This is a genomic window from Blastocatellia bacterium, from assembly GCA_035573895.1.
In the GTDB taxonomy this organism is placed as follows: Bacteria; Acidobacteriota; Blastocatellia; order HR10; family HR10; genus DATLZR01.
Genome location: DATLZR010000084.1, coordinates 1 through 22,210 on the forward strand (window position 1 = coordinate 1; position 22,210 = coordinate 22,210).

Here is a 22,210-nt window from a genome sequence, read left to right on the forward strand (position 1 = left end):
GTCCCAGCGCGTCTCACCGGTCACCGCCGAGGGACTGGCGGATTTCGTTCGGAAAAATCCTCTCGCGTAGGCCATCAACCCGATGCCCACCGCGATGAGAATAAGTCCGTTCACCCAATCGAGCAGAGCCGCCAATCCCACCCAGAAAAACCAGAATCCGATCCGCCTCAGCGCCGCGATCCGATCTCCCGTTTGTAATTCGCCGAGGATCGCTTTGATCTGACTCACGCCGGCGGATAAGGCGTCGTGAACGACATCACTGAGAATCTGGATTCGGGAGGCTGAAGCGCCCGGCGGCCTCTCGCCCACCCGCCAGCCCGAGGAGAGTCCGCGAAGATCGGTCCCACACCGGCGACAGAAGTTTTGTTGAGGAAGTGTTCGGGTCCCACACTGAGGGCAGACACCCATCATCGTTGCTCTCGAAAAGAAGCTCGCCGATCACGGTCCGACGCGTCAGCGCCCCTCGGTCGTGACCGTGCTCCGGTCTCTGGCCATTGTGGATAACAGGTAACGGTCAGGGGGGAAAGAACAGGAGGTGTGCGCCGGGCGGGCAGGGACCCTCGCCTCCGCCTTGTCATTCGCCGTCTGATCCCCGGTTGTCGTTGGTGAAAGCTCATGAGTGATTCCCTGGCAGCTCGTGGGATTCGGACGACGTGCTGCCGGCCATTTGCTCCAGCGACCGGGCGATGCGCCGGTTGGCGATCTTATTCAGGACAAGGCCGAGACCGACGATTACAGCCATCACCAGCCATAGCATCGCCTGTTGCCGGTAGACGAGATACTGGAGGTACAACAGGGCTCCAAAGGCCGGGAAGAAGACGAAAACGAGGCCCATCTGCTGCGCCTGAACGCCCTTGATGATCGGTTCCGAGAAGGGATAGCCGCCGCGATAAAACAGTGATGCCACCCCCAGGTAAAAGTAAGCCATCGCCAGGCCGAAGGCCGCATGTACAAGCGCATGGGAAGGAGGCCAGATGAACGAAAAGATCACGGCGAGAAAGACGAAAAGAGGGAGGAGAAATGAGAGGCAAAAGGCTTTCTTGAGGCTGGAGAAAAATCGCTCGCGCTCCTGCAGCGGACTGGCCTGAAAGATCCATCCGGCTGCATGCTCCTCCGAGTACGGGAGCAGCGTGAGGAATGACTGCACGAGCATGGGTCCGACCATGACCGAGAAGAATGACCCCGTCTGGAATTTCTTGCTCACGAGTGGATCGCCCAGACTCTTATCCACGAATCCGATGAAAAGGAAGGCCAGGGGGAATCCCAGAGTCGGATAGAGGCGCAGTTTGAGCAGCCGATTGCGACGGAGCATCTGTCGGGTGAAATAAAATCCGGCTCGTTCTTCGGGATGCCGAAGCAGCAGGTGCTCAAGGCGGGAGAGCCATCGGACCCTCTCCCGGCTTCGACCGGACGGCGGGCGAGAGTCGCTGGCGACTGTGCGCAACCGCGCCAGATGCGCCGAATAGTCGAGCGAAAAGCTGCGCAACCCGGCTCCCAACAGAAAGACCGTCGCCAGCATCGCCCACAGCGCCCATACGGCGTAATCGCGCGTGATGTGCCCGAGCCCGATCTGCACCAGACCGGCAAACCATCCGGGAGGAATCAATAACACCCAGCGATCAAAATCGCCGAAGTGTCCCTGCTCGACATAGCGAATGGAGCGCGGAATCAGTTGGTACCCGACGAGCACCGTCAGCGAGAGCACGACCTGAAGATAGACGATCACATCCTTGAACTTCTCGTAATTGATGACCTTGAGCAGGGCTCCGTAAAAGAGGATGATGAGGCCAGCGGCGAAGAGATTCGCCACCAGCGCCACCGGGAAGTAAACCAGAGGAAAATACCAGCGCGATTCCCTGGCGAATGCCCCAAGAACCGCCGGGAAGAAACTCAGCGACGTGCCGAAAAGCAGCACATAGAACAGCAGGTTGCTGAGCTTAACGGCGAAATAGGTTCGTGAGCTGATGGGCCGGTGGCCAAGAATCTCATAATCGTCCGGGCTGATGATGGTCGCGCCGAAATCGGACAGCACCACCAGCGCCATCATCGTCATCGAGTAGGCGAGGAGCAAGACCGAATAGTGAAAGAGCGTAATCGGCGTGGCGAAGACGAACGCCAGCGACATCATGAGGCTGAACAGGCCATAAATGAGACAGCTCATCGCCAGCGCCGACTGGGTCGTGTGCGCGTCAAGCCGGATGCTTCGCCGGCGGAAATCAAGCCGAAGCGAAGCCAACAACAGATGGCGATACTGGTGGAAGTCAATGCCCAGACGGGCCGCCAGGGCGTTCCATCGGGGTGAATCCCAGAGGTTCATCGTCCGATCTCCACCACGCTGCGGGCGAAGGCGTCGGCCAGCTCCCCAATATCAGTGCTGAGCGTCAGTTGCTTGAAGACGTCTTCGAGCGATGCCTGGCGCGTCATCTCCTTCAGTTGATCCACCCGGCCATCGGCCACGATCTTGCCTTTGTTGATGATGATGACGCGATCGCAGACGCGCTCGACGACATCGAGGATATGCGAGCAATAGAAGATGGTTTTTCCCTCCTGCGCCAGGCGTCGAACCAGTTCCTTCAGCAGCAGGGCGCTGCTCGCATCCAGTCCGCTCAACGGTTCGTCCAGGAAAATGATCTTGGGATTGTGCAGCAGGGCCGCCGAAATGAGGACCTTTTGTTTCATCCCCTTGGAATAGCTCGACAACCGATCATGCATCACCTGCACCAGGCCAAAGAGCGTCATGAACTCTTCGATGCGGCGGTCGAGCACATCTTCATCCAGGTGATAGAGTCGCCCGACGAGCTGGAGATATTCGTAAGCCGTGAGGCTCTCGTAGAGTCCCCCCGTTTCCGGGACATAGCCGATGCGCTTTTTGATCTCGGTCGGATTCTCCGCCATATCGAGGCCGTCAATGATGATCCGACCGCTGGTGGGGCGAATCACCCCGGTGAGCATCTTGACGGTTGTACTCTTGCCCGCGCCGTTTGGGCCGAGATAGCCGAGAATTTCCCCCTGTTGCACGCAAAAGGAGATGTCGTCCACGGCGACCGTTCCATTATAGCGTTTGGTCAAATGTGTTACCTCGATCATAGGTCATCCTCGTCTCCTCATACCTGCGCCTGAAGGCGTTCGGAATATCTCCACCACGCTCTCCACTCCCATCGGCACGGTGCCCCTTGTGCCCGACGGACTTCCGACGCAAGGCCGACAATTGTATCACACCGCCAGCCACGGGAAAGCATTCGCGCCCGGTAGGGCAGATCAGAAGGAGCCCGTGACTCTTCATCGGACCGATGCCTTCCGATGGCACTTGCGCGCGGCCGGGCGAGCCTTTTTCGCTGGTGATCGTGGGTTCCAGCGATGGCGATCCATAGCGATTTGATTGAGGGCGACAAACCGAACTCCTTCGGCCAGCAACCGCTGGCGCTGGATTTCTTGCAAGACCAATGACCGTCGCCCGATGGTGAGCCGTCCCTGATGATTAACGACGCGGTGCCAGGGAAGGTCATCGGGGCACACCGACAGGGCCCATCCTACGGTGCGTGCGCTAACGCCTGACCGACAGAGCGCGGCTATATCTCCGTAGGAGAGAACCCGCCCCCGAGGAATGCGCCGTACCCACCGGTAGATTTCCGAGAACTGTCCTTTGGTCTTGTTCATCGCCCTCCTGCGATGATCCCCGTGAGCGTGCGGTGCACCCCGAAGATCAACCGACACCGTCGCTCATTGCTCCTTACGATATTGTGGTGAGATCGGTTCGTCGAGAGACGGACAGGCGCGAGCCATCGCATCGGCAGGAAAATTCTTCACCGAGCCACCCCCCGTGCGTTCAGGGGAAGATTCCCAGCTCACGGTAGGCGCGGGCGACCTTCTCGATCGCCACGATGTAAGCCGCGGTGCGCAGATCCGTTTTCCGTCGGAGAGCCGTCTCGCGCACCTCGTTGTAGGCGCGGCACATGGTTTCGTCCAGTCCCGAATTCACCAGGTCCTCCTCGTCCGGCCCGTGAAGCAGCTCACGCCGCAGGGCCGCTGGAACTTTATGACCGGTGATGCGCTCCATCGCCTGAATGAGTCGCTCCTGCTGCATCTCCTCCCGCCGTTTCTCCATGCGACCGAACCGGATGTGCATGAGGTTCTTGGCCCATTCAAAATAGGAGACGGTCACGCCCCCGGCATTGAGATAAATATCCGGGATAACAAAGACGCCCCGGGCGAGCAGTATCTCCTCGGCTTTGATCGTGGTGGGACCATTGGCGGCTTCGGCGAGAATTTTCGTGCGGATTCGATCAACGTTTTCGAGCGTGATCTGGTTTTCCAGCGCCGCCGGAATGAGGATGTCGCACTCGATCTCCAGCACCTGACGGGGATCGGCGATATTGGTCGCGCCGGGGAAGTTGAGGATGGATCCCGTCGCCTGCCGGTGCTCGGCCAGCCGGGCGATGGAGAGCCCTTTGGGATTGTAGACGCCTCCATCCACCTCGGCCACGGCGATGATGCGGGCGTCGTCTTCCTCCTGTAAGAACCGGGCGACGTGATACCCGACGTTGCCGAATCCTTGGACGACAACGCGCTTGCCCGCCAGCGTCCCTTTCAACCCGATCCGTTTGAGGTCCTCTCGATGGCGAAAGACCTCGCGCAGGGCGAACTGAACCCCTCGACCCGTCGCTTCCTTGCGCCCGCGAATGCCGCCCTGGCTGACGGGCTTGCCGGTGACGCAGGCCAGATTATCAATGCCACCGGGATTGAGCGCATCGTAGGTGTCAGCAATCCACGCCATCTCGCGTTCGCTTGTGCCGAGGTCCGGCGCGGGAACGCTGATCCCCGGACCGATGAATCCCTTGCGGTAGAGTTCGGCCGTGTAGCGCCGGGTGATCTTTTCCAGTTGCTCTTCGGTGTAGTTCTTCGGATTGAGGCGGACGCCCCCCTTCGCTCCCCCGAAGGGGACATCCACGATGGCGCATTTGTAGGTCATCAGTGCGGCCAGCGCCATGATCTCATCCTGAGTGACGAAATCGCTGTAGCGAATCCCTCCTTTGGTCGGCTTCTTGTGCTGACTGTGCTCGACGCGCCAGCCGTGAAAAATCTTGTATTCGTCGCCGAACCGCACGGGAAATTGGACGAAGTAAACGGCGTTGCACGCCTTGATCTGATCCAGCAGCCCGCGCGGATAATCGAGCAGGGCTGCCGCCTTGTCGAATTGCTGCGAGACGATGTGATAGAGATTGAGGTCTTCTGCGACCTTCTGGGCCGTCATTCTCCTGTCCTCCTGTTGATCCTGGGACGAAACGCCTCCGCTCGTTTCATATCGGGTGGCCCCATTATATCACAGCCGGACGCGGCGTCATCAGCTTGAACTGCGTGCCCGGCTCAGGTAATCTTTAGCCCGGATCACATCCTTGATTGATGGAGGAAAGAAACAGTGCCAGTACAACGACGGACGAGTTACATCGCCGGGCTGGCGAGCGCGGTTTTGATCGTTGTCCCCCTGGTGGTTCACGCTCAAGGGCAAAACGAGCAAGCGACGGGAACGCTGCTGGTCAAATGCGTGGATGCCTCGGGTCAACCTCTGAAGGACGTCCGCCTCTGGGTCATGGGTCTGCGCATGGCTCAGCCCTTGGAGGAAAAGAGCGACAAGAAAGGGGAGGCGACCTTCAAGAAGCTGGCTGTGGGACTGTATCGCGTCGTCGGCCGGAAGAATGGATTTGAGCCAAGTTACTATGAGCCGGTGCGCATCGCCGCCAATGCGCAGGAAACTGTCACCCTCAAGTTCCAGCCGGGCGACGTTAACAAAAAGCTTTACTTTGAAGATCCGGCCCTTCTTCAGCAGGCCAATCAACTCTTCCAGGAGGGATTCAAGCTGCTTCAGGAACAAAAGTATCCCGAGGCGGCGGCCAAATTGAGCGAATCGCTCAAGATCGTTCCCGCCAATCCCGACGGCCATTATTTCTTAGGCATTGCCCTGATTCAGCAACGCAAATGGGATGAGGGGCGGAAGGAGGTCGAAGCGGCCGTAGCGCTCAATCCCGACGAGCCGCGCTACCGCGAGGTGTTGAAAATTCTCCCCGGTCTGCGGCTCGGCGATGAAGGATCGGACGCTATGGCGCGACGGGACTTCAAGACGGCCATCGCCAAGTACACCGAACAGCTCAAGCTCCAACCCGACAATACCGATGCCATGTACAACCTGGCGCTCGCCTATGCTAACGACGGGCAGCACGACCGAGCCCTGGAAATCATCCGCGATGCGATCAAGCGGAAGCCGGACGAAGCGGCTTATCGTAACCTGGAGAACTTGATTCAGCAGCATAAGGAACAATCGGTGATTCAGCAGGCGGCCAAACTCCTGGCCGAAGGCGATCAACTGATCAAAGAGGGAAATTACCAGGCGGCGCTGGAAAAATACGAAACCGGTCGGAAGATGCTTCCCAAGGAGGAACCCGCCGTCTGGTATGCCATCGGACGCTGTCACGCGAATCTGAATCATCCGGAGCAGGCCATTGCCGCATATCAACAGGCGGTTCGTCTTGATCCCAAGAAACCCGAGTACAGTCAGGCGCTGGCCGCCCTCTACCTGGAGCAAAAACGCGTCGCCGAAGCCATTGGCGTTTACGAGGCGCTCTCTCAACAGCTTGGGGAACGCGCCGACGAGAAGCTGTTCGAGCTGGGCAAGAAGTATCTGGCCGATAATAATCCTGAGCTGGCGATCCCCCTGCTGGAGCACGTCCAGCGCGTCAATCCGAATCACGCCGAAAGTTATTACGAGCTGGGCGTCTACTACTACTACGCGGGAGACAAAGCGAAGGCGAAGCCGCTGCTGAGCAAATACGTGGAGATCGGGAAGGATCAAAAACACCTCGAAGACGTCAAAGCCTTGCTCGCCGTCATCGAGCGAAGCACGAAACCGGCTCCACCGGCCCGAACCCGACGACCGTAAGGCCGGCCCGGATGCGCTTCCTGTGACGCAGACCTTTCCCGTCTGCGGCCAGCAACGAACCTGCCTCACCAGCGGCACAGACGGGAAAGGCAGCGCAAGATCTTCGAGCGCCTGCGCCCGCAGGCCGAAGGCATTAATCTCTGAAAAAGGCTCTCTGTCGCCAGGCAGGCGGGAACTGTCAGGCTATGCTTTCTCCTTCGCGCCACTCGGGCAAAGAGTGTGATCTCCCGGGAGAAGCGCAAAGCGTTATCGCGGCCGCTCGCGCTCAGGATGGATGGAGATTTCGCTCACTTCCTCCTCGAATGTCCGACCCTGGACGAACAGATAATAGGCCACGCCGACAAGAACCAGAACGGTCAGGATGGCGATGACGGCAATATACCAGGGCAGGCCATAGGGAAGCAGCAGCAGGAACGGACCGACAATCACCAATCCCAGTCCGATCACAACCGACGTGAGGACAATGGGCGTTTCCTCTGCCGGGGTGCGCATGCGTTCGCCGATGAGCGATCCGCCGAGCGTGGTGACCGCGCCGATGGCCACGGTCACCAGGAACGATCCCCAATCTCCTGCGCGAGCGTAGGAGACGAGAAACAGCGTATCGCCCAATCCCAGCCAGAGAACCGAGCCGGAGACCAGCGCCATCGCCAGCATGGCTGCGACAATGGGTTCGCTCAGCACAACCCGTTCTTCCATGAATCCCACGATGAGACCGCCGATGAAGAAACTGCCGAGAATGATCGCAAGAAACAACGGATTGCCCACCTGCAAACTGGCCCCTAAGGGTTCCGTCTGTGCTTTCTCCACGCTCTCGGCGTATCGAGTGACCAGGACTCCCAGGGCCAGATGCATTCCGAAAATGACCGCCATGCCGATGAGGATGCGTTTCACAGCCCCTTTCATCATATCACTTCCTCCTCAGACGCGCCGATGTGGGACGATGGGAGGTCACACACGCCTTTGGTCGCCGCACACGGACGTCTCTCGGCCAAAGGCCAGTGTTCTTCTCGTCGTCCACCGGGTCTTTGCTTAGCATAGGCCCCGAGCTGGCCGAAGTCAATCGGGCTTGACCTGTCCCGCCTGGAGTTATAAAGTACCGGCAGCGCACGCGGATAGGAGGCGGACGGCGGCTGGACTCGCGCCGGTCGGGAGATAAGCGGGCGATGATCGAAAGCAAGAAACTCCTGCTGGAGAAGCTGAGCGATCTTTCTCCCCAGGTTGACCTGGCCATCGTCCTCCAGGACCTGGCGCTCCTGGATCCGGCCTTCCACTCTCTATCTCAGGAAAAGCGCGCGACAGCACTGGCCGAGGCATTGCGCGATCGGAAATTTTTCGCCACCTACGAGGAGTGCGTGGAGATGGTCTCTCTGTGGATGGAATCAAAGGCCCTCTACGGTTCCGATACCCGCGCGCTGCTCGACGATGTCAACGCTCGTCGTCTGCTCACGTTCACGCCCAAGATGTCGCCCTCCGACCGATCGGTGGAATCGGGCAAGGATGTGCTGCTCCGGGAATTGATCCGCAAGCTCATCGCGGGCCTTCAGTCCTCGTGCAGTTGGGGCGAGCGCGGCCTGGTCAGCGTCGAACGGGATGGCGTCCTGGAGATGCTCAGTCTCTTGCGCCTGCTCGTCCCTTTCCCCGAACTCTACGATTTCGCCACCGCGACGATTCAGGAAATGTTCGATCAGTTGGAAGCCGAACGCCGCGAGGTGCTGGCTAAAAATCGCCGCCAGCTTCATCGTCAGGTTCAACGCGAAATCGAAAGCGACTGGGGAGAACACGAGGATCAAGAATCCTCCTGAACGTATTGCACAGCCTTCCCCCGTCACTCCGGCGAGCGGCCTCTGTGCGAGGAGGCTCTCTGTGATCCCCGTCCTCAAATGATAAAGTGGGCGGAAAAAGAATCCCCTATCGGGCTGAGGGCGAGGTTCAGACCTCTTCCAGAGGGGCGACTTTCTCCATCAATGTGCGCTGACCGAATCCGGGAAACGAGACGATGAGCTTCACCCGATCGCCCTGACCTTCTCGCCGGAGCACCCGACCGATTCCATACTCGGGATGGCGCACCCACATACCGGGCCGAAACGAGCGGCTCCGGGGAGGCGATGAGGGATCGGGCAGATTCACCGACATGCCCCGCTCGGCGAAAAAGTGCCGAATGCTCTCGATGGTGTTATAGGTCTTTCCGCTATAGGTCGCGCGGGGGCGGGCGAAGGAATGATCTTCCTGACCGGACGCCTCTTTGGTGTGATCCTCACTGAGATCTTCTACCAGTTCCCAGGGTAATTCGCGCAAAAAGCGGGAGGGGCGAGCGGATACTTCTTTCCCCTGGTATCGTCGCATGCGGGCATGCGTGAGGAAGAGGCGCTGCTGGGCTCGCGTGATGGCGACGTAAAAGAGTCTCCGCTCTTCTTCCAGTGCAGCCTCGTCGTTTTGAGAGCGAAAGTGGGGGAAGAGGTCCTCCTCCAGCCCCACGATGAAGACGGTGGGGAATTCCATCCCTTTGGCGCTATGCATGGTCATGAGCGTCACCGGGGCGTTGGGATCGTATTCGTCGGCATCGGAGATGAGAGCGGCATGGTCAATAAACTCCCGGAGCGACTGGCCCCGCTCCTGCGCTTCGGTGGCTGCCGTGACCAACTCTTCGAGGTTGAGCAATCGGCTTTCGGCCTCCAGCGATCGTGCCGATGTCGTGCGTTTGGCCTCAAGCGCCTGAGCGTAGCCGGTGGAGGAGATGGCGGCGCGAACGACGTCGGCGGGGCCGTTAGTACGAGCGTGCTCGGCGAGCGCCTCCATCATTCCGACGAAATCCCGAAGCGGAGCGAGACTCCGCTCCGGCAGCCGCGCCTCAACAAGAGCCAGCTTCACGCTGTCCCAGAGCGAGAGGTGGTACTCGCGGGCGAGGGACTCGATAGCCTCCAGCGTCTTGCGTCCGATTCCTCGCGGCGGTGAGTTGATGATGCGGCGGAAGCTCTCGTCATCCCAGGGATTGAGCGCCAGTTTCAGGTAAGCGAGGATGTCCCGAATTTCCGCCCGCTTGTAGAAGGAAAATCCTCCGACCATCGTGAAACTCAGTCCTCGGGCGCGACAGGCGTCCTCCAGCAGCCGCGATTGAGCATTGGTGCGATAGAGCACGGCCACCCGATGCGACGGATCCGCCGCCAGCAGGTCAACGATTCGATCGGCGACGAACCGGGCTTCGCCCTCGCCGGTCTCGGCGCAGTAATATCGCACCGGCTCGCCGACATCTTTCACCGTGCGGAGCGTTTTCTCTTTGCGCTGGCGATTGTGACGAATCACGGCGTTGGCGACCTGGATGATCGTTTGCGTCGAGCGATAGTTCTGGTCGAGCGTGATGATGCGAGCATCCCGATAGTGCCGCTCGAAATCGTTGATGTTCTGGACCTCGGCTCCCCGCCAGCGGTAGATGCTCTGATCGGGATCACCCACCACGCAGATGTTATGATGCTTCTCGGTCAACAGTCGCAGGAGGTGAAACTGCGGGAGATTCGTGTCCTGATATTCGTCCACGAGGATGAAGCGGAAGCGATCGTTGTAGTAGGCGCGCACCGAATCCACGCGGCGAAGCAGAGCGACGGTCTTGAGCAGGAGATCGTCGAAGTCCAGAGCATTGGACGCCCGCAGCCGCTCCTCGTATGAGCGGAAGACCGGAACCACGACGGCCTTCTTTGAATGCGGATTCGCGCTCACTTCCGCCGCGAATTCCTCCGCTCCCAGACCCCGACTCTTGGTTGCGGTAATCAGCGCCTGAACCACTCGCGCGGGCACGATTCTTTCGTCCAGCTGGTGGTCTCGCAGGCAGGCCGCGATCACTCGAAGCTGATCCTCCTCATCGTAGATCGAGAACTGAGAGGTGTATCCCTCGCCGAGCTGTTCGATGAATCGGCGGAGCACGCGCACGCAAAAACTGTGAAACGTGGAGATGACCGGCTGTGACGCGAGCCGCTCATTTCCCAGAAGCCGGGCCACCCGTTCCTTCATCTCATCGGCGGCCTTGTTGGTGAAGGTGACGGCGAGAATCTGATTCGGGGGGATGCCTCCCTGCTCAATGAGATAGGCGATCTTGTAGGTGATGACGCGGGTTTTCCCCGATCCGGCTCCCGCCAGAATGAGCAGCGGGCCGCCCATATACTGGACGGCGTCGCGCTGCCGGTCGTTGAGATCGGTCAGGCTCATGCCCGTTTCTCTCCCAGATGAAGTGTCACGATGCCTCCGGAAAACGGCTGATAGCGCACGTTGTGAAATCCCACCTGGCGCATGAGATCGGCCAGCGAAGCCGGATCGAAGAAGGATTGCACCGACGTGTAGAGATACTGATAGGGACCGGAGACGCCGGAGATCATCGTTCCCACGCGGGGCACGACGTGCTTGAAGTAGAAGCCGTAGAGCTGGCCCACTACCGGCAGGCGCAATCGAGAGAATTCGAGCACGGCCACCAGACCTCCCGGCCGAAGGACGCGAAACATTTCGCGGAGTCCGTCCTCGGCCGATTCGAGATTGCGCAGGCCGAAGGCAATCGTCACTGCCGTGAACAGATTGTCTCCGAACGGCAAGCGCAAAGCGTCTCCCTCGACCAGATCAACGCTCGCCCGCCGACGCGCGATCTTCCGCTGACCGATGAGCAGCATCGGGTGGCAGAAATCCAGCCCGATGACGGGAGCCTCGGCGGCCAGCTCCAGCGCCAGATCCGCCGTTCCCGAACACAGATCGAGCACGCGCGCTCCCGGTACCGTGAGCGCCGCCCGAATCTTTTTCCGCGTCATCCGACGCCAGCGCCGATCAATGGTCAGCGACAGCAGATGATTCAACAGATCGTAGCGTCGGGCGATGGAAGCGAACATCTGCTTGACCTGTTCGCTCGGTTTCCCCTGTCCGTCCGGTGCGCGGAGACAGGTCGAATTGGTACCTTGCTCCGTCTTCCTCACGGAGGGTAAAATACACGCTCGCGAGTATCTGTGCAACCGAGGTCATGTCACTCATCTCGTGGGGGAAATTCTCGTAAGCCGGACTCCGTTGATCATGACGAGAAAATCCATCGGGGGCGGCCAGAGGGAAATCGTCGCTGCGATCAGCCCTTTTCGGCTGAGCGGCCGGACAGACGATGAGAATCACTGAGATTTTTTATTCGATTCAGGGCGAGTCCTCTTACGCCGGGCTGCCCTGCGTGTTTGTCCGGCTCACCGGGTGTCCTCTTCGCTGTCGCTGGTGCGACTCGGAGTACACCTTCTATGGCGGTCAACGGATGACTGTGGAGGAGGTCATCCAGAAGGTGCAAAGCTATGGCTGTCGCCTGGTGGAAATCACCGGCGGCGAACCGCTCGTGCAAAAGGAGGTTTATCCGCTGACGGAGCGACTGTGCGATCTCGGTTATACGGTGCTCCTGGAAACGAGCGGCAGCCTTCCCATCCACCACCTCGACCGTCGGGTCATCCGCATCATGGACATCAAATGCCCCGGCAGCGGTCACGAGCATTCCAACCTCTGGGAGAACATCAACGATCTTCGTCCGCCGGATGAAGTCAAGTTCGTGATCCTCGATCGTCGTGATTTCGACTGGGCGGTGGATGTCATCCGAACATACGATCTCGCCAGCCGGGCGGGTCTTCTCTTCTCTCCGGTTCACGGCGAACTCGATCCCCGACTCTTAGCCGAGTGGTTGCTGGAGAGTCACCTGGCGGCACGGCTCCAGCTCCAGCTCCACAAATACATCTGGGGGCCGGACGTGAGGGGGAGATGAGAGGCCACCGAGTTGATCCGGCTGCATCTTCTATTTCCGGCGGGCTTTCGCTAGTGGTACACTTATGGCCGGGTGAGAGCGAAAAGGCTCTCACACCGGAGGAGGCGAGAGACAGAATCACAGCGAGGACAGAGAGTATGACCGAAAAAATGATCCGCCAGATGCTCAGTGTCCTGGGAGTCGTCCTCAGTCTCACCATTGTCGCCTGGGCTCAAACGGCAGCCATCGAGGGGGAGGTTTATGCCCTTCAAGCCGATGGATCGAAGGTCCCTGTGGCCAATGCCCTCATCGAGCTGTACCGCATTGACGTGAAAGGTCACTACCAAACCAAAACCGATAAGAAGGGGCAGTTCGCTCACATCGGCCTGCCTTTCGGACGCTACGTCATCATCGTGTCGGGACCGGGACTCACTCCCTACTACGAATACAACGTGCGGATTCCGCCCCCGGGGGAAGCCGTACTGCGGCGCACCATTGAGATGACCCCTGGAGATGGCCGTCGCCCGACGCTGGAGGAGATTCAAAAATGGGTTGCCGAGCGCGGGCAGGGAGGCCAGACGCCGCAGCTCACCGCCGAGCAAAAGAAGCAGTTGGAAGAACAGATGAGGCAGTACGAAGAGCAAAAGAAGAAAGCCGCTCGGGATGAGGAGCTGATCAAGCACTTCAATGCGGCGAACGAACTGGCCAAGGCCGGCAAGTACGAAGAAGCCCTGCCCGAGTACAAGGCTGCCCTCGAAGCCAGCCCCGATCATCCGCAGTTGTACGTGGTGCTCGGTCGGATGGCCGAAGCCTACCATAATCTCGGCGTCGAGCGATTCAATCGCAAGGAGCGACCGCAGGCCGCGGAAGCCTTCAACCTGGCGATTGAAACGGCTCAGAAAGCCATCTCCCTCATCCCGGAAACGAAGGCTGCGGAAAAGCCGAACTATCAGGGCCTGCTGTGCCGCTCGCTGGCGGTCGTCGCAACATATCTCGATCAGAAACGGCTGGACGAGGCCGTAGCGGCTCACGAGGCGTTGCTTGCCGTCCAAACGACACCGGCAGATAAAGCCCGCACCCAACTGCAAATCGCCAAAATGTACCTGGAGACGGTGCGGACGGCTGATGCGGTGGCTGCTTATCGCAAGGTGTTGACGTTCGACCCGAATAATCTCGATGCTCTGTTTGGCATCGGTCAGGCGCTCGCCCAATCCGCCGATCCGGCCAATATCTCCGAAGCCTTGAAAGTCCTCAAGGAATTCGTGGAGAAAGCCCAGCGAGATGACCAGCGCGCCGTACAGGTGCAACAGGCCAATGAGATGATCGCAGCCTTCTCGGCCTACCTGGAAGAGCAGAAGAAGGGCAAGAAGAAGCCGTAATCCTGATCGCTCGAATGGGGGGCGGGACGCGAGGCGGCCAAAGGCCACGGCGCACGCGGACGTGGCCATGAATTGCTTTCACTCACGCTGTCGGACGGGCACCCGCGGGCGCAAAGCTCGTGAAACTTCGCCGTGACGGTGAGCGTGAAAAGATTACGGCCCAAAAGATGAGGTCGCACTATGAAACGACGGCAGCAGGGATTCTCACTCATTGAACTTTTGATCGTCATCGTCATCATTGGCATCATCCTGGCGCTGGGAATTCCTCGACTGACGCGCATTCGGATTCCCGCCAACGAGACGGCGGCCATCAGCAATCTCCGCAGCTATAATCAAGCGCAGTTGACCTTCTCCATCTCCCACAATAACCTCTATGGCGATCCCAACGATCTCCTGGCCAGTGGAGATATTGCTGAGGGGTTGGCCGAGCAACTGGGGGCCAAAGGGACGCCGATCGCCAAATCGGGTTATGAGGGAAGCGCGGCCGATACCGGCGATGCGCCTAACGGCTTGGGCACGGGGTATGCGGCGGAACTCCATCCTTCGACGCCGGGCTCGACGGGGATCCGTTACTTCGGCACCGATCAAAACGGAACGATCTACGAATCCTCGACGGCGAGTTTCACCACCAGCAATGGGGTGCTGACCAAACCGAGCGATGCGAAATCCACGCAGTAGAGGTCTCTCACGGCCGAATGGATGAGGCCAACGGCACGCGCCACCGACGAGCCGACAATCTCCCCGGAGGGGGCGTCCGTCTCCTCCCGGGCGATTGCTTCGTCCCACTCCTGGCAGAGGATTCTCGCCGTCGCTCGCGCCTGCTGGGTGGAAGCGCGACGAGATCGTTTTCATGACAGCCTCCTTCTCTTCGCCCTGATGGTCATCGCTGCGGCGCTGCTTCTCGGCCAGATTTCGGTGGGGCAGGAGCGCAAAATCCTCATTGATGTCGGCCTGAGTGCGATTCGCATCTTCGGCGCACTGCTGGCCATCTTCCTGGGCCTCGCTCTCACGGGCAGGGACATCGAGCAGCGCACGGTCTACATGCTGCTGTCTAAGCCCCTTGGTCGGGGGGAACTCCTCCTGGGCCGATTCGTCGGCGGCGCCGTGACGCTTGGGGCGAGCGTGACCTTCATGACGGCGGCCGTGCTCCTGGCGCTCACGTTTCTCACCCGTTCGGTCACATCTCTTCATGCGATCATTGTACCCGCTGCGTTCCTCCTCTATCTTCAGGCGCTTCTCGTGCTGGCGCTGGCGTTGCTCTTCGCGACGTTTTCCACGCCGGTGCTTTCGGCCATCCTCACCTTCGTTCTTTTCCTCATCGGTCACCTGACGAGCGACTTCGCCCATCTGGCCGAAACGGTGGATTCTCCCGGAGTGGCTCTGCTGTGCCGGATGCTCTATTACACGTTGCCCAACTTCCAGAACTTCAACTTCATCACGGCCGTCGCTCATGGTCAGGAACTCGCCCTCTCGCTTGTCGGTAAGGTCTCTCTCTATGCCATCCTCTACGGCGGGATACTTCTGCTTGTCGCCGTGATGATTTTCGAGCGGCGGGAGTTTCGATGAGCAAGCGGGCTCTGATGGTCCTGATCATCGTGGGGGCAGGAGCGATCATCGTTCCGCCCGTTCAACGGTCCATCGAGGCCGAAGCCGGACGCGCCCGTCCGACCGAAGAGGCCCTCTATCTCTCCGCCGATACCCTCAAGCGCCTGAGTTTCGGGTGTGAGGGCGTGTTGGCCGATCTCTACTGGGTGCGAACCGTTCAGTACTACGGTCAGCGGGCGTTTCGACCGGGCCGACGGTTTGATCTGTTAGAACCGTTGCTCGACATCATCACGACGCTCGATCCGCAATTTCAGGCGGCCTATCGTTTGGGGGCCCTCTTTCTGGCGCTGCCGCCGCCGGGAGGAGCCGGTCAGCCCTGGCGTGCGCTCGCGCTGCTGGATCGAGGCATCGCCGCTAATCCCGATGAGTGGCGGCTGATCCTGGACAAAGGATTCATCTTCCTCTGGGAGCTGCGCGATTACGCCCGCGCGGCAGACGTATTCGATCGGGCCAGCCGTCATCCCCGGGCTCCGGCCTGGACCAAAGGATTAGCTGCCGCCGTCTACGTCAAAGCCGGTCGGCGCGAAATTGCCCGTCGCCTCTGGCTCGAACGATACCATCAGGCGGAAAACGAACTGATGAAGAAAAATGCCGCGTTTCAACTGGCCTGTCTCGACGCGCTGGAGGAGATCGAACGATTGAGCGGTGCCGTCGCTCAATTTCGCGCTCGACACGGTCGGCTCCCGCGCTCCTGGGATGACCTCATCGCAAGCGGTATTCTCACACGTCATCCCGTTGATCCCTTCGGCTTCCCCTATGTCCTCGACGACAAGACGGCCGAGGTGCGCCTGTCGTCCGAGTCGCCCATCGTCCTGCCGCGGTTGTGAAAGGAGCCGGAGCCTCATCGCCGCGAGTCGGGGCTGCAGATCGAATCCTTCTGCCGGGACATCATGATCGCTGCCATCGCCTGTGACAATCTGACCAAGGATTATCCGCTGGGCTTTTTGCGCCGCCGCGCAGTGCGAGCCCTCGATCATCTGACGCTGGAGGTGCCGGCGGGCGACATTTTCGGTTTCCTCGGTCCCAACGGGGCGGGCAAGACGACGCTCATGAAGCTCGCCGTTGGTCTTCTCTTCCCCACATCGGGTTCGATTCGGCTCCTGGGCCAACCGGTTGGGGATCCCGGCGTGCGACAGCGGGTGGGATTTGTTCCGGAGAATCCGACGCTGCCCGATCGGCTGACGGTTCGGGAACTGCTGGATTATTTTGCTCGACTCTTTGGATTCGCTCGACCGGACCGAAGGGCGCGAATCGGTCGGGTTCTCGATCTGGTCGGCCTCGAACCGGAGATGGCCGACCGCCCCGTGCGAAAACTCTCCCGGGGGATGCTCACTCGTGTGGCGCTGGCGCAGGCGCTGCTGAACGATCCCGACCTTTTGATTCTCGATGAGCCGATGACGGGACTGGATCCCGTCGGTCGCCTTCACGTGCGCGATCTGCTGCTGGCGCTGAAGGCTCAGGGCAAGACGATCTTCTTCAGCACTCACATCCTGGCCGATGTGGAAACGCTCAGCGACCGGGTCGCCATCATCGCGCGGGGTCGGCTCGTCGCCTGCGGCACGATGGCGGAGCTTCTGAATCGCCTCGGTTCTCGCGCGATGGAGATCATCGCCACGAACCTTGATGAGGAGGCGTGCCGATGGCTCGCGGCACGTGGCGCATCGGTTCGGTCCACCCCATCGGGCGTGCGCATCGAGGTGGCCTCGGAGGCCGATGTGTACGAGACCTTACAGATCATTCGCCAGCGAGGCGGACGACTGATCTCCGTCACGCCGGCCCAGGCCACGCTCGAACGATTCTTCACCTCCGAATAAGAGTGCTTTCCGGTCTATTCGCATCGGGCCGGCGGGATCAACGGAAAAGGGCGCGGTCGCTGCGGAGTTATCTCACCACGCCTTCGAGCGGGCTGGAGGCGCTGGCATAAAGGCGCTTGGCCATGCGCCCGGCCAGAAAGGCCTTGCGACCGGCTTCGATGCCCAGTTTCATGGCCTCCGCCATCAAGGGGGGATTCTGCGCTTCGGCAATGGCCGTGTTCATCAACACGCCGTCGTAGCCCATCTCCATCGCGATCACTGCATCGGACGCCGTACCGACGCCGGCATCAACGATGAGAGGCACTTCGGTGATCTGCTCGCGGAGAATGCGAAGATTGGTGTAGTTTTGAATGCCCAGCCCCGATCCGATCGGAGCGGCCAGTGGCATCACCGCGGCCACACCGAGATCCACGAGTTTCTTCGCCACCACCAGATCATCGTTGACGTAGGGGAGCACGATGAATCCTTCTTTGACGAGTCGCCGGGCGGCCGCGAGAGTCGCTTCGGTGTCGGGGAAAAGAGTCTTCTCATCGCCGATGACTTCGAGTTTGAGCCAGGGTGTGCCGAGGGCTTCGCGGGCCAGATGAGCCGTGCGGATGGCTTCTTCGGCCGTATAGCATCCGGCCGTATTGGGAAGCAGCGTGTATTTGGTCGTGTCAATGTAATCGAGCAGCGATGGTTCCCGCCGGTCGAGATTCACACGACGCACGGCGACGGTGACAATCTGGGCTCCGCTGCGGGCGTGAGCTTCGACCATCACCTCGTAGGAGCGATATTTTCCCGTCCCCACAATCAGGCGGGAAGTGAAGGCATGTCCGGCAATCACGAGCTTGTCATCGGTCATAGGCGTTATTCTACCGTTCCCGCGCGGGATTGGAAAGCTGCGCGGGGCGATGGGAATCTCCAGCCGGTGCGGTGACGGTGGAAGCCAGCCCTGCCCTTGGGAGGTCATCTTTGCTAGAATGTCTGCTCTTCCACAGGATTGTGTGATAGGGTCAAGCGATGACGAAGGAGCGACGCACCCACGTTCCCGCCTGGATGGTGATTCTGAGCCTGTCGGCGGTGACGCTCATCACCTTCAGCGTGCTCGTGCTGATGGGATTGTTGAAGCTTCCGCCCACGGGTCCGGTGCGAGCCCCGGATGATACGCTGGTTCTTTACGGTCTGACAGCCTTCAACTTCGTGGCCTTCTCGGTCTTCGCCTTTATCCTCGCGCGGAATTTGCTCCGGCTGCGGCGCGAGCGGCACGAGCAGCGACTCGGCTCTCACCTGAAGACGAAACTCGTCCGCTCGTTCATCCTCATCTCGATTCTTCCGTTGATCTTTCTGGCGATGTTCTCCTACCTCTTCATCAACAGCACCATTGAGAAGTGGTTCGGTACGCCCTATCGTGAGATTGTGGCCGAGTCTAAGCGATTCGCCGAGACCTACGCCAGAGATGAGATCAATGATCTGCGTCAGACGGTGAGGACGCTGCGACGGCTCGTGGAAGCGAAGCTCGCTTCGGATTCGGTTGAAGCCGCCCAGGCCATTCTGTCGGCGGAGCGAGAGAATTCCAAACTGGTGATGGTGGAAATGATCCCGGGGGGCTCGTGGGGACGGCGGGTCGAGTGGCCGCCGACGGTCGCCGAGGCGCTGGCGGCGGCCCGGGCATCGGTTCTCCGCCGGGCGGAATTCGATCGCGTCTGGAGCGACGGAGATGGCCGCATGGGACTCGTCGTGGGAATCCCCTTCGAGTCGCGCAGCGGAGGACTGGTGGCCGTCTATCAAATGCCGTCGGAGTTCGCCGTGCTCTCGGCAAATCTGGCCCGTCAGCAGGAAGCCTACGAACGGCTCTACCGCGAGCAAGGGCGGGTGCGTCGCGTGACGCTGCAGGTGCTCGGCGTCATTACCTTCCTCCTGCTTTTCGCTGCGACCTGGATGGCGATGTATCTGGCCAAGGGGATCACCGAGCCGATTCAAGCCCTGGCCGAAGCCACCGAGAAGGTCGCTCGGGGAGATTTCAGCGGACAGGTTGACTGCTGGGCCGAAGATGAGCTGGCCATGCTGGTGGCGTCCTTCAACAAGATGATCGCGGATCTCAGGGAGAGTCGGCAGCGTCTGGAGGAATCCGCTCGTCAGTTGCAGGAGATCAATCAGACGCTGGACGAACGCCGGCGCTACATCGAGACGGTGCTGGAGAGCCTCTCGACCGGCGTCCTGTCACTCGATACCGCCGGGCGACTGACGACGATCAATCCGGCGGCGCGGCGCATCTTGCAGATAACCGATCTGCCGGCTCCCACTACGTCGGTGACGGAGATCTTCGCTCCTCTGCTGGGCGAGCAAAAGCTGGCTGCCGTCACCAGGCTCATCCGGCGGGCGCTGCGCACGGGATTCGCCACCGGCGAGCTGGAACTTCACACCTCGGGCGGGCCGACGCATCTCGTCGTTACCGCCTCGGCCCTGCGCGATGAGACGGGGGGTGCTCAGGGAGTCGTCGTCATGTTCGAGGATATCACCGAACTGGTGAGGGCCGAGCGCCAGGCCGTCTGGAGCGAAGTCGCCCGCCGAATGGCCCATGAGATCAAGAACCCGCTCACGCCCATTCAGCTTTCGGCCGAACGCATCGCCCGCCACGTCCGTCGCGAAGGATTTTCCTGGACCGACGACCGCTACCGCCAGCTCATTGACGAGTGCACGGCCACGATCCTCGGCGAGGTGCATACCCTTGAGCGGCTGGTCAATGAATTCGCCCGCTTCGCCCGCTTGCCGGAAGCGCAACTGGTCGAAGGCTCTCTCAACGACGCCGTGGTGGCGGCGACAAAACTCTATCACGACCGATTGAATGGGGTCATCATCGAGACGCATCTCGCCCCTGATCTTCCTCCCGTCAAGCTGGACGTCGAGCAGATGAAGCAGGCGCTTGTCAACCTCATAGAGAATGCGCTGGAGGCGATGGAAGGCATGAGCGGAGACCGCCGAATCACGCTGCGGACGGATTATCTCCCCGATCAGGACGTGGTTCGGCTGATCGTCGCCGACACCGGCCAGGGGATCAGTCCTGAGGATAAGGGCAAGCTGTTCACCCCCTATTTCTCCAAGAAAGAGCGGGGGACGGGGCTCGGCCTGGCCATCGTCCATCGCATTGTGACCGAACATCACGGACGCATTCGTGTGGACGATCACCCGCCGCGTGGAGCGGCTTTCATCATCGAACTTCCGGCGAGCGAGGCCCGATCCGTGACGACCCTCTCGCCACCGGAGACGGGAAGCGGGATCGAACGAAGCAGCCATGGCGCATTCGATTCTCATCGTGGATGACGAGCAGGGAATTCGGCAGTCCCTCCGGGGAATCCTCGAAGATGAAGGGTTCACGGTGGACGATGTCGGCAGCGGCGAGGAGTGTTTGACGGCCCTGGAGCGCCGTCCGTACAGTTGCGTTTTGCTCGACATCTGGCTGCCCGGCATGGATGGGCTCGACACCTTGCAGCGCATCCGCCAGCTCTATCCCGATGTCGCCGTGGTGATGATCTCCGGTCACGGGACGATTCAAACGGCGGTGCAGGCGACCAAGCTCGGAGCCTTCGATTTCCTGGAAAAACCTTTGACGCTCGAACGCACGCTGCTCGTGGTGCGAAACGCCATCGAGCAGAAACGGCTGGAACGGGAAGCGCACGAGTTGCGGGAGAAACTCTCGCGGGACTACGAGATGATCGGCGAGAGCGTGCCCATGCGAGCGCTGCGCCAGCAAATCGCCGTGGCCGCGCCGACCGAAGGCCGCGTGCTCATCTACGGGGAATCGGGAACGGGAAAGGAACTGGTGGCGCGAGCCATTCACGCCCAGTCGCGTCGCGCCGATAAGCCCCTGGTCGAGTTGAACTGCTCGGCGATCCCCGAAGAGCTGGTGGAATCAGAACTCTTCGGCCACGTCAAGGGAGCCTTCACTGGAGCCACCACGACCCGCCGGGGAAAATTCGAGATGGCCGATGGAGCGACGCTGTTTCTCGATGAGATCGGCGACATGAGCCTGAAGACCCAGGCCAAGATTCTCCGCGCCCTCGAAGAAGGGCGCATTCAGCCCGTCGGCAGCAATACCTGGATCACCGTTGATGTGCGCATCATCGCCGCCACCAACAAACACCTGGAGCGGATGATCGAGCGCGGAGAGTTCCGTCAGGACCTCTTCTATCGCCTCAACGTCATCCCCTTTTTCGTTCCTCCGCTCAGGGAGCGGCGTGAGGACATTCCCCTTCTGGTGGATCACTTCAACCGAAAATTTTCGCTGGCCTATCAACGCACGCCCAAGGAATTCACCGCGTCGGCGATCGCTCGATTGCAGGAGTACCACTGGCCGGGCAATGTGCGGGAGCTGAAGAACACCATTGAACGGGTCGTCATCATGCGGGCCAAGCCGGTCATCGAGGCGGACGATTTGCCGCCGCTCGGTGGCGATGAGTTCCCCCCAACGGATCTGACCTCAAGTTATCGCACGTTTCAGGAAGCGGCGGAGGCCTTCGAGCGTCAGTATATCCTGCGCAAGCTGGCCGAGGCGCAGGGCAACGTCACGCGCGCTGCCGAGGCGATGGGGATTGATCGCAGTCACCTCTATCGGCGCATGAAGGCGCTCGGTATCTCCCCCCGGACGGTGGAAAAAATTTAGGTTGTCATCGTTTTTCGGTTGGCGGATGCTCCCTCGACGTGCTATCCTCTGCCTCGTCAGACGATGGTGGGGAGGAGGATGGCTAGAGCTTGCGGATAAGTG

Annotated in this window: 19 protein-coding genes; 10 read left to right on the plus strand and 9 right to left on the minus strand. The window is 60.3% G+C overall.

Annotated elements, in window-relative coordinates; translation table 11 throughout:
• The 5 genes from VNM72_08495 to VNM72_08515 form a co-directional block, all read right to left on the minus strand.
• Positions 1 to 411, minus strand: a 411-nt coding sequence (locus VNM72_08495; protein HXF05440.1) for a zinc ribbon domain-containing protein, incomplete at its 3' end; no start/stop codon positions are given.
• Positions 412 to 613: 202 nt separating this feature from the next.
• A complete protein-coding gene (locus VNM72_08500; GenBank protein ID HXF05441.1) occupies positions 614 to 2,317 on the minus strand; it encodes a hypothetical protein in 1,704 nt (567 codons plus the stop codon).
• Entirely contained in the window at positions 2,314 to 3,087 is a 774-nt protein-coding gene (locus tag VNM72_08505) for an ABC transporter ATP-binding protein (protein HXF05442.1), read from the minus strand. The genes VNM72_08500 and VNM72_08505 overlap by 4 nt, the downstream gene beginning before the upstream one ends.
• Positions 3,088 to 3,279: 192 nt before the next feature.
• Positions 3,280 to 3,657 carry an MGMT family protein gene (locus tag VNM72_08510; GenBank protein HXF05443.1) on the minus strand — a complete coding sequence of 126 codons (378 nt, stop codon included), beginning with the start codon at positions 3,655 to 3,657 and terminating at the stop codon, positions 3,280 to 3,282.
• A 169-nt stretch (positions 3,658 to 3,826) separates the two neighbouring features.
• Complete coding sequence (locus tag VNM72_08515) at positions 3,827 to 5,251, minus strand: Glu/Leu/Phe/Val dehydrogenase (GenBank protein HXF05444.1); 1,425 nt, start codon at positions 5,249 to 5,251, stop codon at positions 3,827 to 3,829.
• Between the two features lie 165 nt (positions 5,252 to 5,416).
• Between VNM72_08515 and VNM72_08520 the strand changes: the two genes are divergently transcribed.
• Positions 5,417 to 6,931 carry a tetratricopeptide repeat protein gene (locus tag VNM72_08520; GenBank protein HXF05445.1) on the plus strand — a complete coding sequence of 505 codons (1,515 nt, stop codon included), beginning with the start codon at positions 5,417 to 5,419 and terminating at the stop codon, positions 6,929 to 6,931.
• A 246-nt stretch (positions 6,932 to 7,177) separates the two neighbouring features.
• On the opposite strand, the gene VNM72_08525 is transcribed toward VNM72_08520, so the two are convergent.
• Positions 7,178 to 7,837 (minus strand): hypothetical protein, encoded by a 660-nt coding sequence (locus tag VNM72_08525; protein HXF05446.1) that lies wholly within the window; start codon positions 7,835 to 7,837, stop codon positions 7,178 to 7,180.
• A gap of 257 nt (positions 7,838 to 8,094) precedes the next feature.
• Between VNM72_08525 and VNM72_08530 the strand changes: the two genes are divergently transcribed.
• Positions 8,095 to 8,733, plus strand: a complete 639-nt coding sequence (locus VNM72_08530; GenBank protein HXF05447.1) for a hypothetical protein — start codon at positions 8,095 to 8,097, stop codon at positions 8,731 to 8,733.
• 127 nt (positions 8,734 to 8,860) lie between these two features.
• Here VNM72_08530 and VNM72_08535 read toward each other — a convergent pair whose 3' ends face one another.
• Both VNM72_08535 and ubiE read right to left on the minus strand, forming a co-directional pair.
• Positions 8,861 to 11,128, minus strand: a complete 2,268-nt coding sequence (locus VNM72_08535) for a UvrD-helicase domain-containing protein (protein ID HXF05448.1) — start codon at positions 11,126 to 11,128, stop codon at positions 8,861 to 8,863.
• Positions 11,125 to 11,877, minus strand: coding sequence for a bifunctional demethylmenaquinone methyltransferase/2-methoxy-6-polyprenyl-1,4-benzoquinol methylase UbiE (gene ubiE / locus VNM72_08540; protein ID HXF05449.1), 753 nt, complete (start codon positions 11,875 to 11,877; stop codon positions 11,125 to 11,127). The genes VNM72_08535 and ubiE overlap by 4 nt, the downstream gene beginning before the upstream one ends.
• 176 nt (positions 11,878 to 12,053) lie before the next feature.
• Between ubiE and queE the strand changes: the two genes are divergently transcribed.
• The 6 genes from queE (at position 12,054) to VNM72_08570 (ending at position 17,466) form a co-directional block, all read left to right on the plus strand.
• Positions 12,054 to 12,689: a 7-carboxy-7-deazaguanine synthase QueE gene (queE, locus tag VNM72_08545; protein HXF05450.1), complete on the plus strand. Its 636-nt coding sequence runs from the start codon at positions 12,054 to 12,056 to the stop codon at positions 12,687 to 12,689.
• A gap of 137 nt (positions 12,690 to 12,826) precedes the next feature.
• The gene (locus tag VNM72_08550) at positions 12,827 to 14,047 is read left to right on the plus strand and encodes a tetratricopeptide repeat protein (GenBank protein HXF05451.1); all 1,221 of its coding nucleotides are present in this window, start codon (positions 12,827 to 12,829) and stop codon (positions 14,045 to 14,047) included.
• 180 nt (positions 14,048 to 14,227) lie between these two features.
• A complete protein-coding gene (locus VNM72_08555; GenBank protein ID HXF05452.1) occupies positions 14,228 to 14,725 on the plus strand; it encodes a prepilin-type N-terminal cleavage/methylation domain-containing protein in 498 nt (165 codons plus the stop codon).
• A gap of 21 nt (positions 14,726 to 14,746) precedes the next feature.
• Positions 14,747 to 15,613, plus strand: coding sequence for an ABC transporter permease (locus VNM72_08560; protein ID HXF05453.1), 867 nt, complete (start codon positions 14,747 to 14,749; stop codon positions 15,611 to 15,613).
• A complete protein-coding gene (locus VNM72_08565) occupies positions 15,610 to 16,479 on the plus strand; it encodes a hypothetical protein (protein HXF05454.1) in 870 nt (289 codons plus the stop codon). The genes VNM72_08560 and VNM72_08565 overlap by 4 nt, the downstream gene beginning before the upstream one ends.
• A gap of 63 nt (positions 16,480 to 16,542) precedes the next feature.
• A complete protein-coding gene (locus tag VNM72_08570) occupies positions 16,543 to 17,466 on the plus strand; it encodes an ABC transporter ATP-binding protein (GenBank protein HXF05455.1) in 924 nt (307 codons plus the stop codon).
• 67 nt (positions 17,467 to 17,533) lie between these two features.
• Here VNM72_08570 and VNM72_08575 read toward each other — a convergent pair whose 3' ends face one another.
• The gene (locus tag VNM72_08575; GenBank protein ID HXF05456.1) at positions 17,534 to 18,310 is read right to left on the minus strand and encodes a thiazole synthase; all 777 of its coding nucleotides are present in this window, start codon (positions 18,308 to 18,310) and stop codon (positions 17,534 to 17,536) included.
• A 158-nt stretch (positions 18,311 to 18,468) separates the two neighbouring features.
• On the opposite strand from VNM72_08575, the gene VNM72_08580 reads away from it, so the two are divergent.
• On the plus strand, positions 18,469 to 20,769 hold the full coding sequence (locus tag VNM72_08580) for an ATP-binding protein (protein ID HXF05457.1): 2,301 nt from the start codon (positions 18,469 to 18,471) through the stop codon (positions 20,767 to 20,769).
• Positions 20,741 to 22,108: a sigma-54 dependent transcriptional regulator gene (locus VNM72_08585; GenBank protein ID HXF05458.1), complete on the plus strand. Its 1,368-nt coding sequence runs from the start codon at positions 20,741 to 20,743 to the stop codon at positions 22,106 to 22,108. Before VNM72_08580 ends, VNM72_08585 begins: the two co-directional genes overlap by 29 nt.
• Positions 22,109 to 22,210 lie beyond the last annotated feature (102 nt).

Bases quoted from the DNA above. Each gene is read 5' to 3' on its own strand.
- VNM72_08500 (HXF05441.1), bottom strand. From the start codon at position 2,317: ATGAACCTCTGGGATTCACCCCGATGGAACGCCCTGGCGGCCCGTCTG.
- VNM72_08505 (HXF05442.1), bottom strand. From the start codon at position 3,087: ATGATCGAGGTAACACATTTGACCAAACGCTATAATGGAACGGTCGCC.
- VNM72_08510 (HXF05443.1), bottom strand. From the start codon at position 3,657: ATGAACAAGACCAAAGGACAGTTCTCGGAAATCTACCGGTGGGTACGG.
- VNM72_08515 (HXF05444.1), bottom strand. From the start codon at position 5,251: ATGACGGCCCAGAAGGTCGCAGAAGACCTCAATCTCTATCACATCGTC.
- VNM72_08525 (HXF05446.1), bottom strand. From the start codon at position 7,837: ATGATGAAAGGGGCTGTGAAACGCATCCTCATCGGCATGGCGGTCATT.
- VNM72_08530 (HXF05447.1), top strand. From the start codon at position 8,095: ATGATCGAAAGCAAGAAACTCCTGCTGGAGAAGCTGAGCGATCTTTCT.
- VNM72_08535 (HXF05448.1), bottom strand. From the start codon at position 11,128: ATGAGCCTGACCGATCTCAACGACCGGCAGCGCGACGCCGTCCAGTAT.
- queE (HXF05450.1), top strand. From the start codon at position 12,054: ATGAGAATCACTGAGATTTTTTATTCGATTCAGGGCGAGTCCTCTTAC.
- VNM72_08550 (HXF05451.1), top strand. From the start codon at position 12,827: ATGACCGAAAAAATGATCCGCCAGATGCTCAGTGTCCTGGGAGTCGTC.
- VNM72_08555 (HXF05452.1), top strand. From the start codon at position 14,228: ATGAAACGACGGCAGCAGGGATTCTCACTCATTGAACTTTTGATCGTC.
- VNM72_08560 (HXF05453.1), top strand. From the start codon at position 14,747: ATGAGGCCAACGGCACGCGCCACCGACGAGCCGACAATCTCCCCGGAG.
- VNM72_08565 (HXF05454.1), top strand. From the start codon at position 15,610: ATGAGCAAGCGGGCTCTGATGGTCCTGATCATCGTGGGGGCAGGAGCG.
- VNM72_08570 (HXF05455.1), top strand. From the start codon at position 16,543: ATGATCGCTGCCATCGCCTGTGACAATCTGACCAAGGATTATCCGCTG.
- VNM72_08575 (HXF05456.1), bottom strand. From the start codon at position 18,310: ATGACCGATGACAAGCTCGTGATTGCCGGACATGCCTTCACTTCCCGC.
- VNM72_08580 (HXF05457.1), top strand. From the start codon at position 18,469: ATGACGAAGGAGCGACGCACCCACGTTCCCGCCTGGATGGTGATTCTG.
- VNM72_08585 (HXF05458.1), top strand. From the start codon at position 20,741: ATGGCGCATTCGATTCTCATCGTGGATGACGAGCAGGGAATTCGGCAG.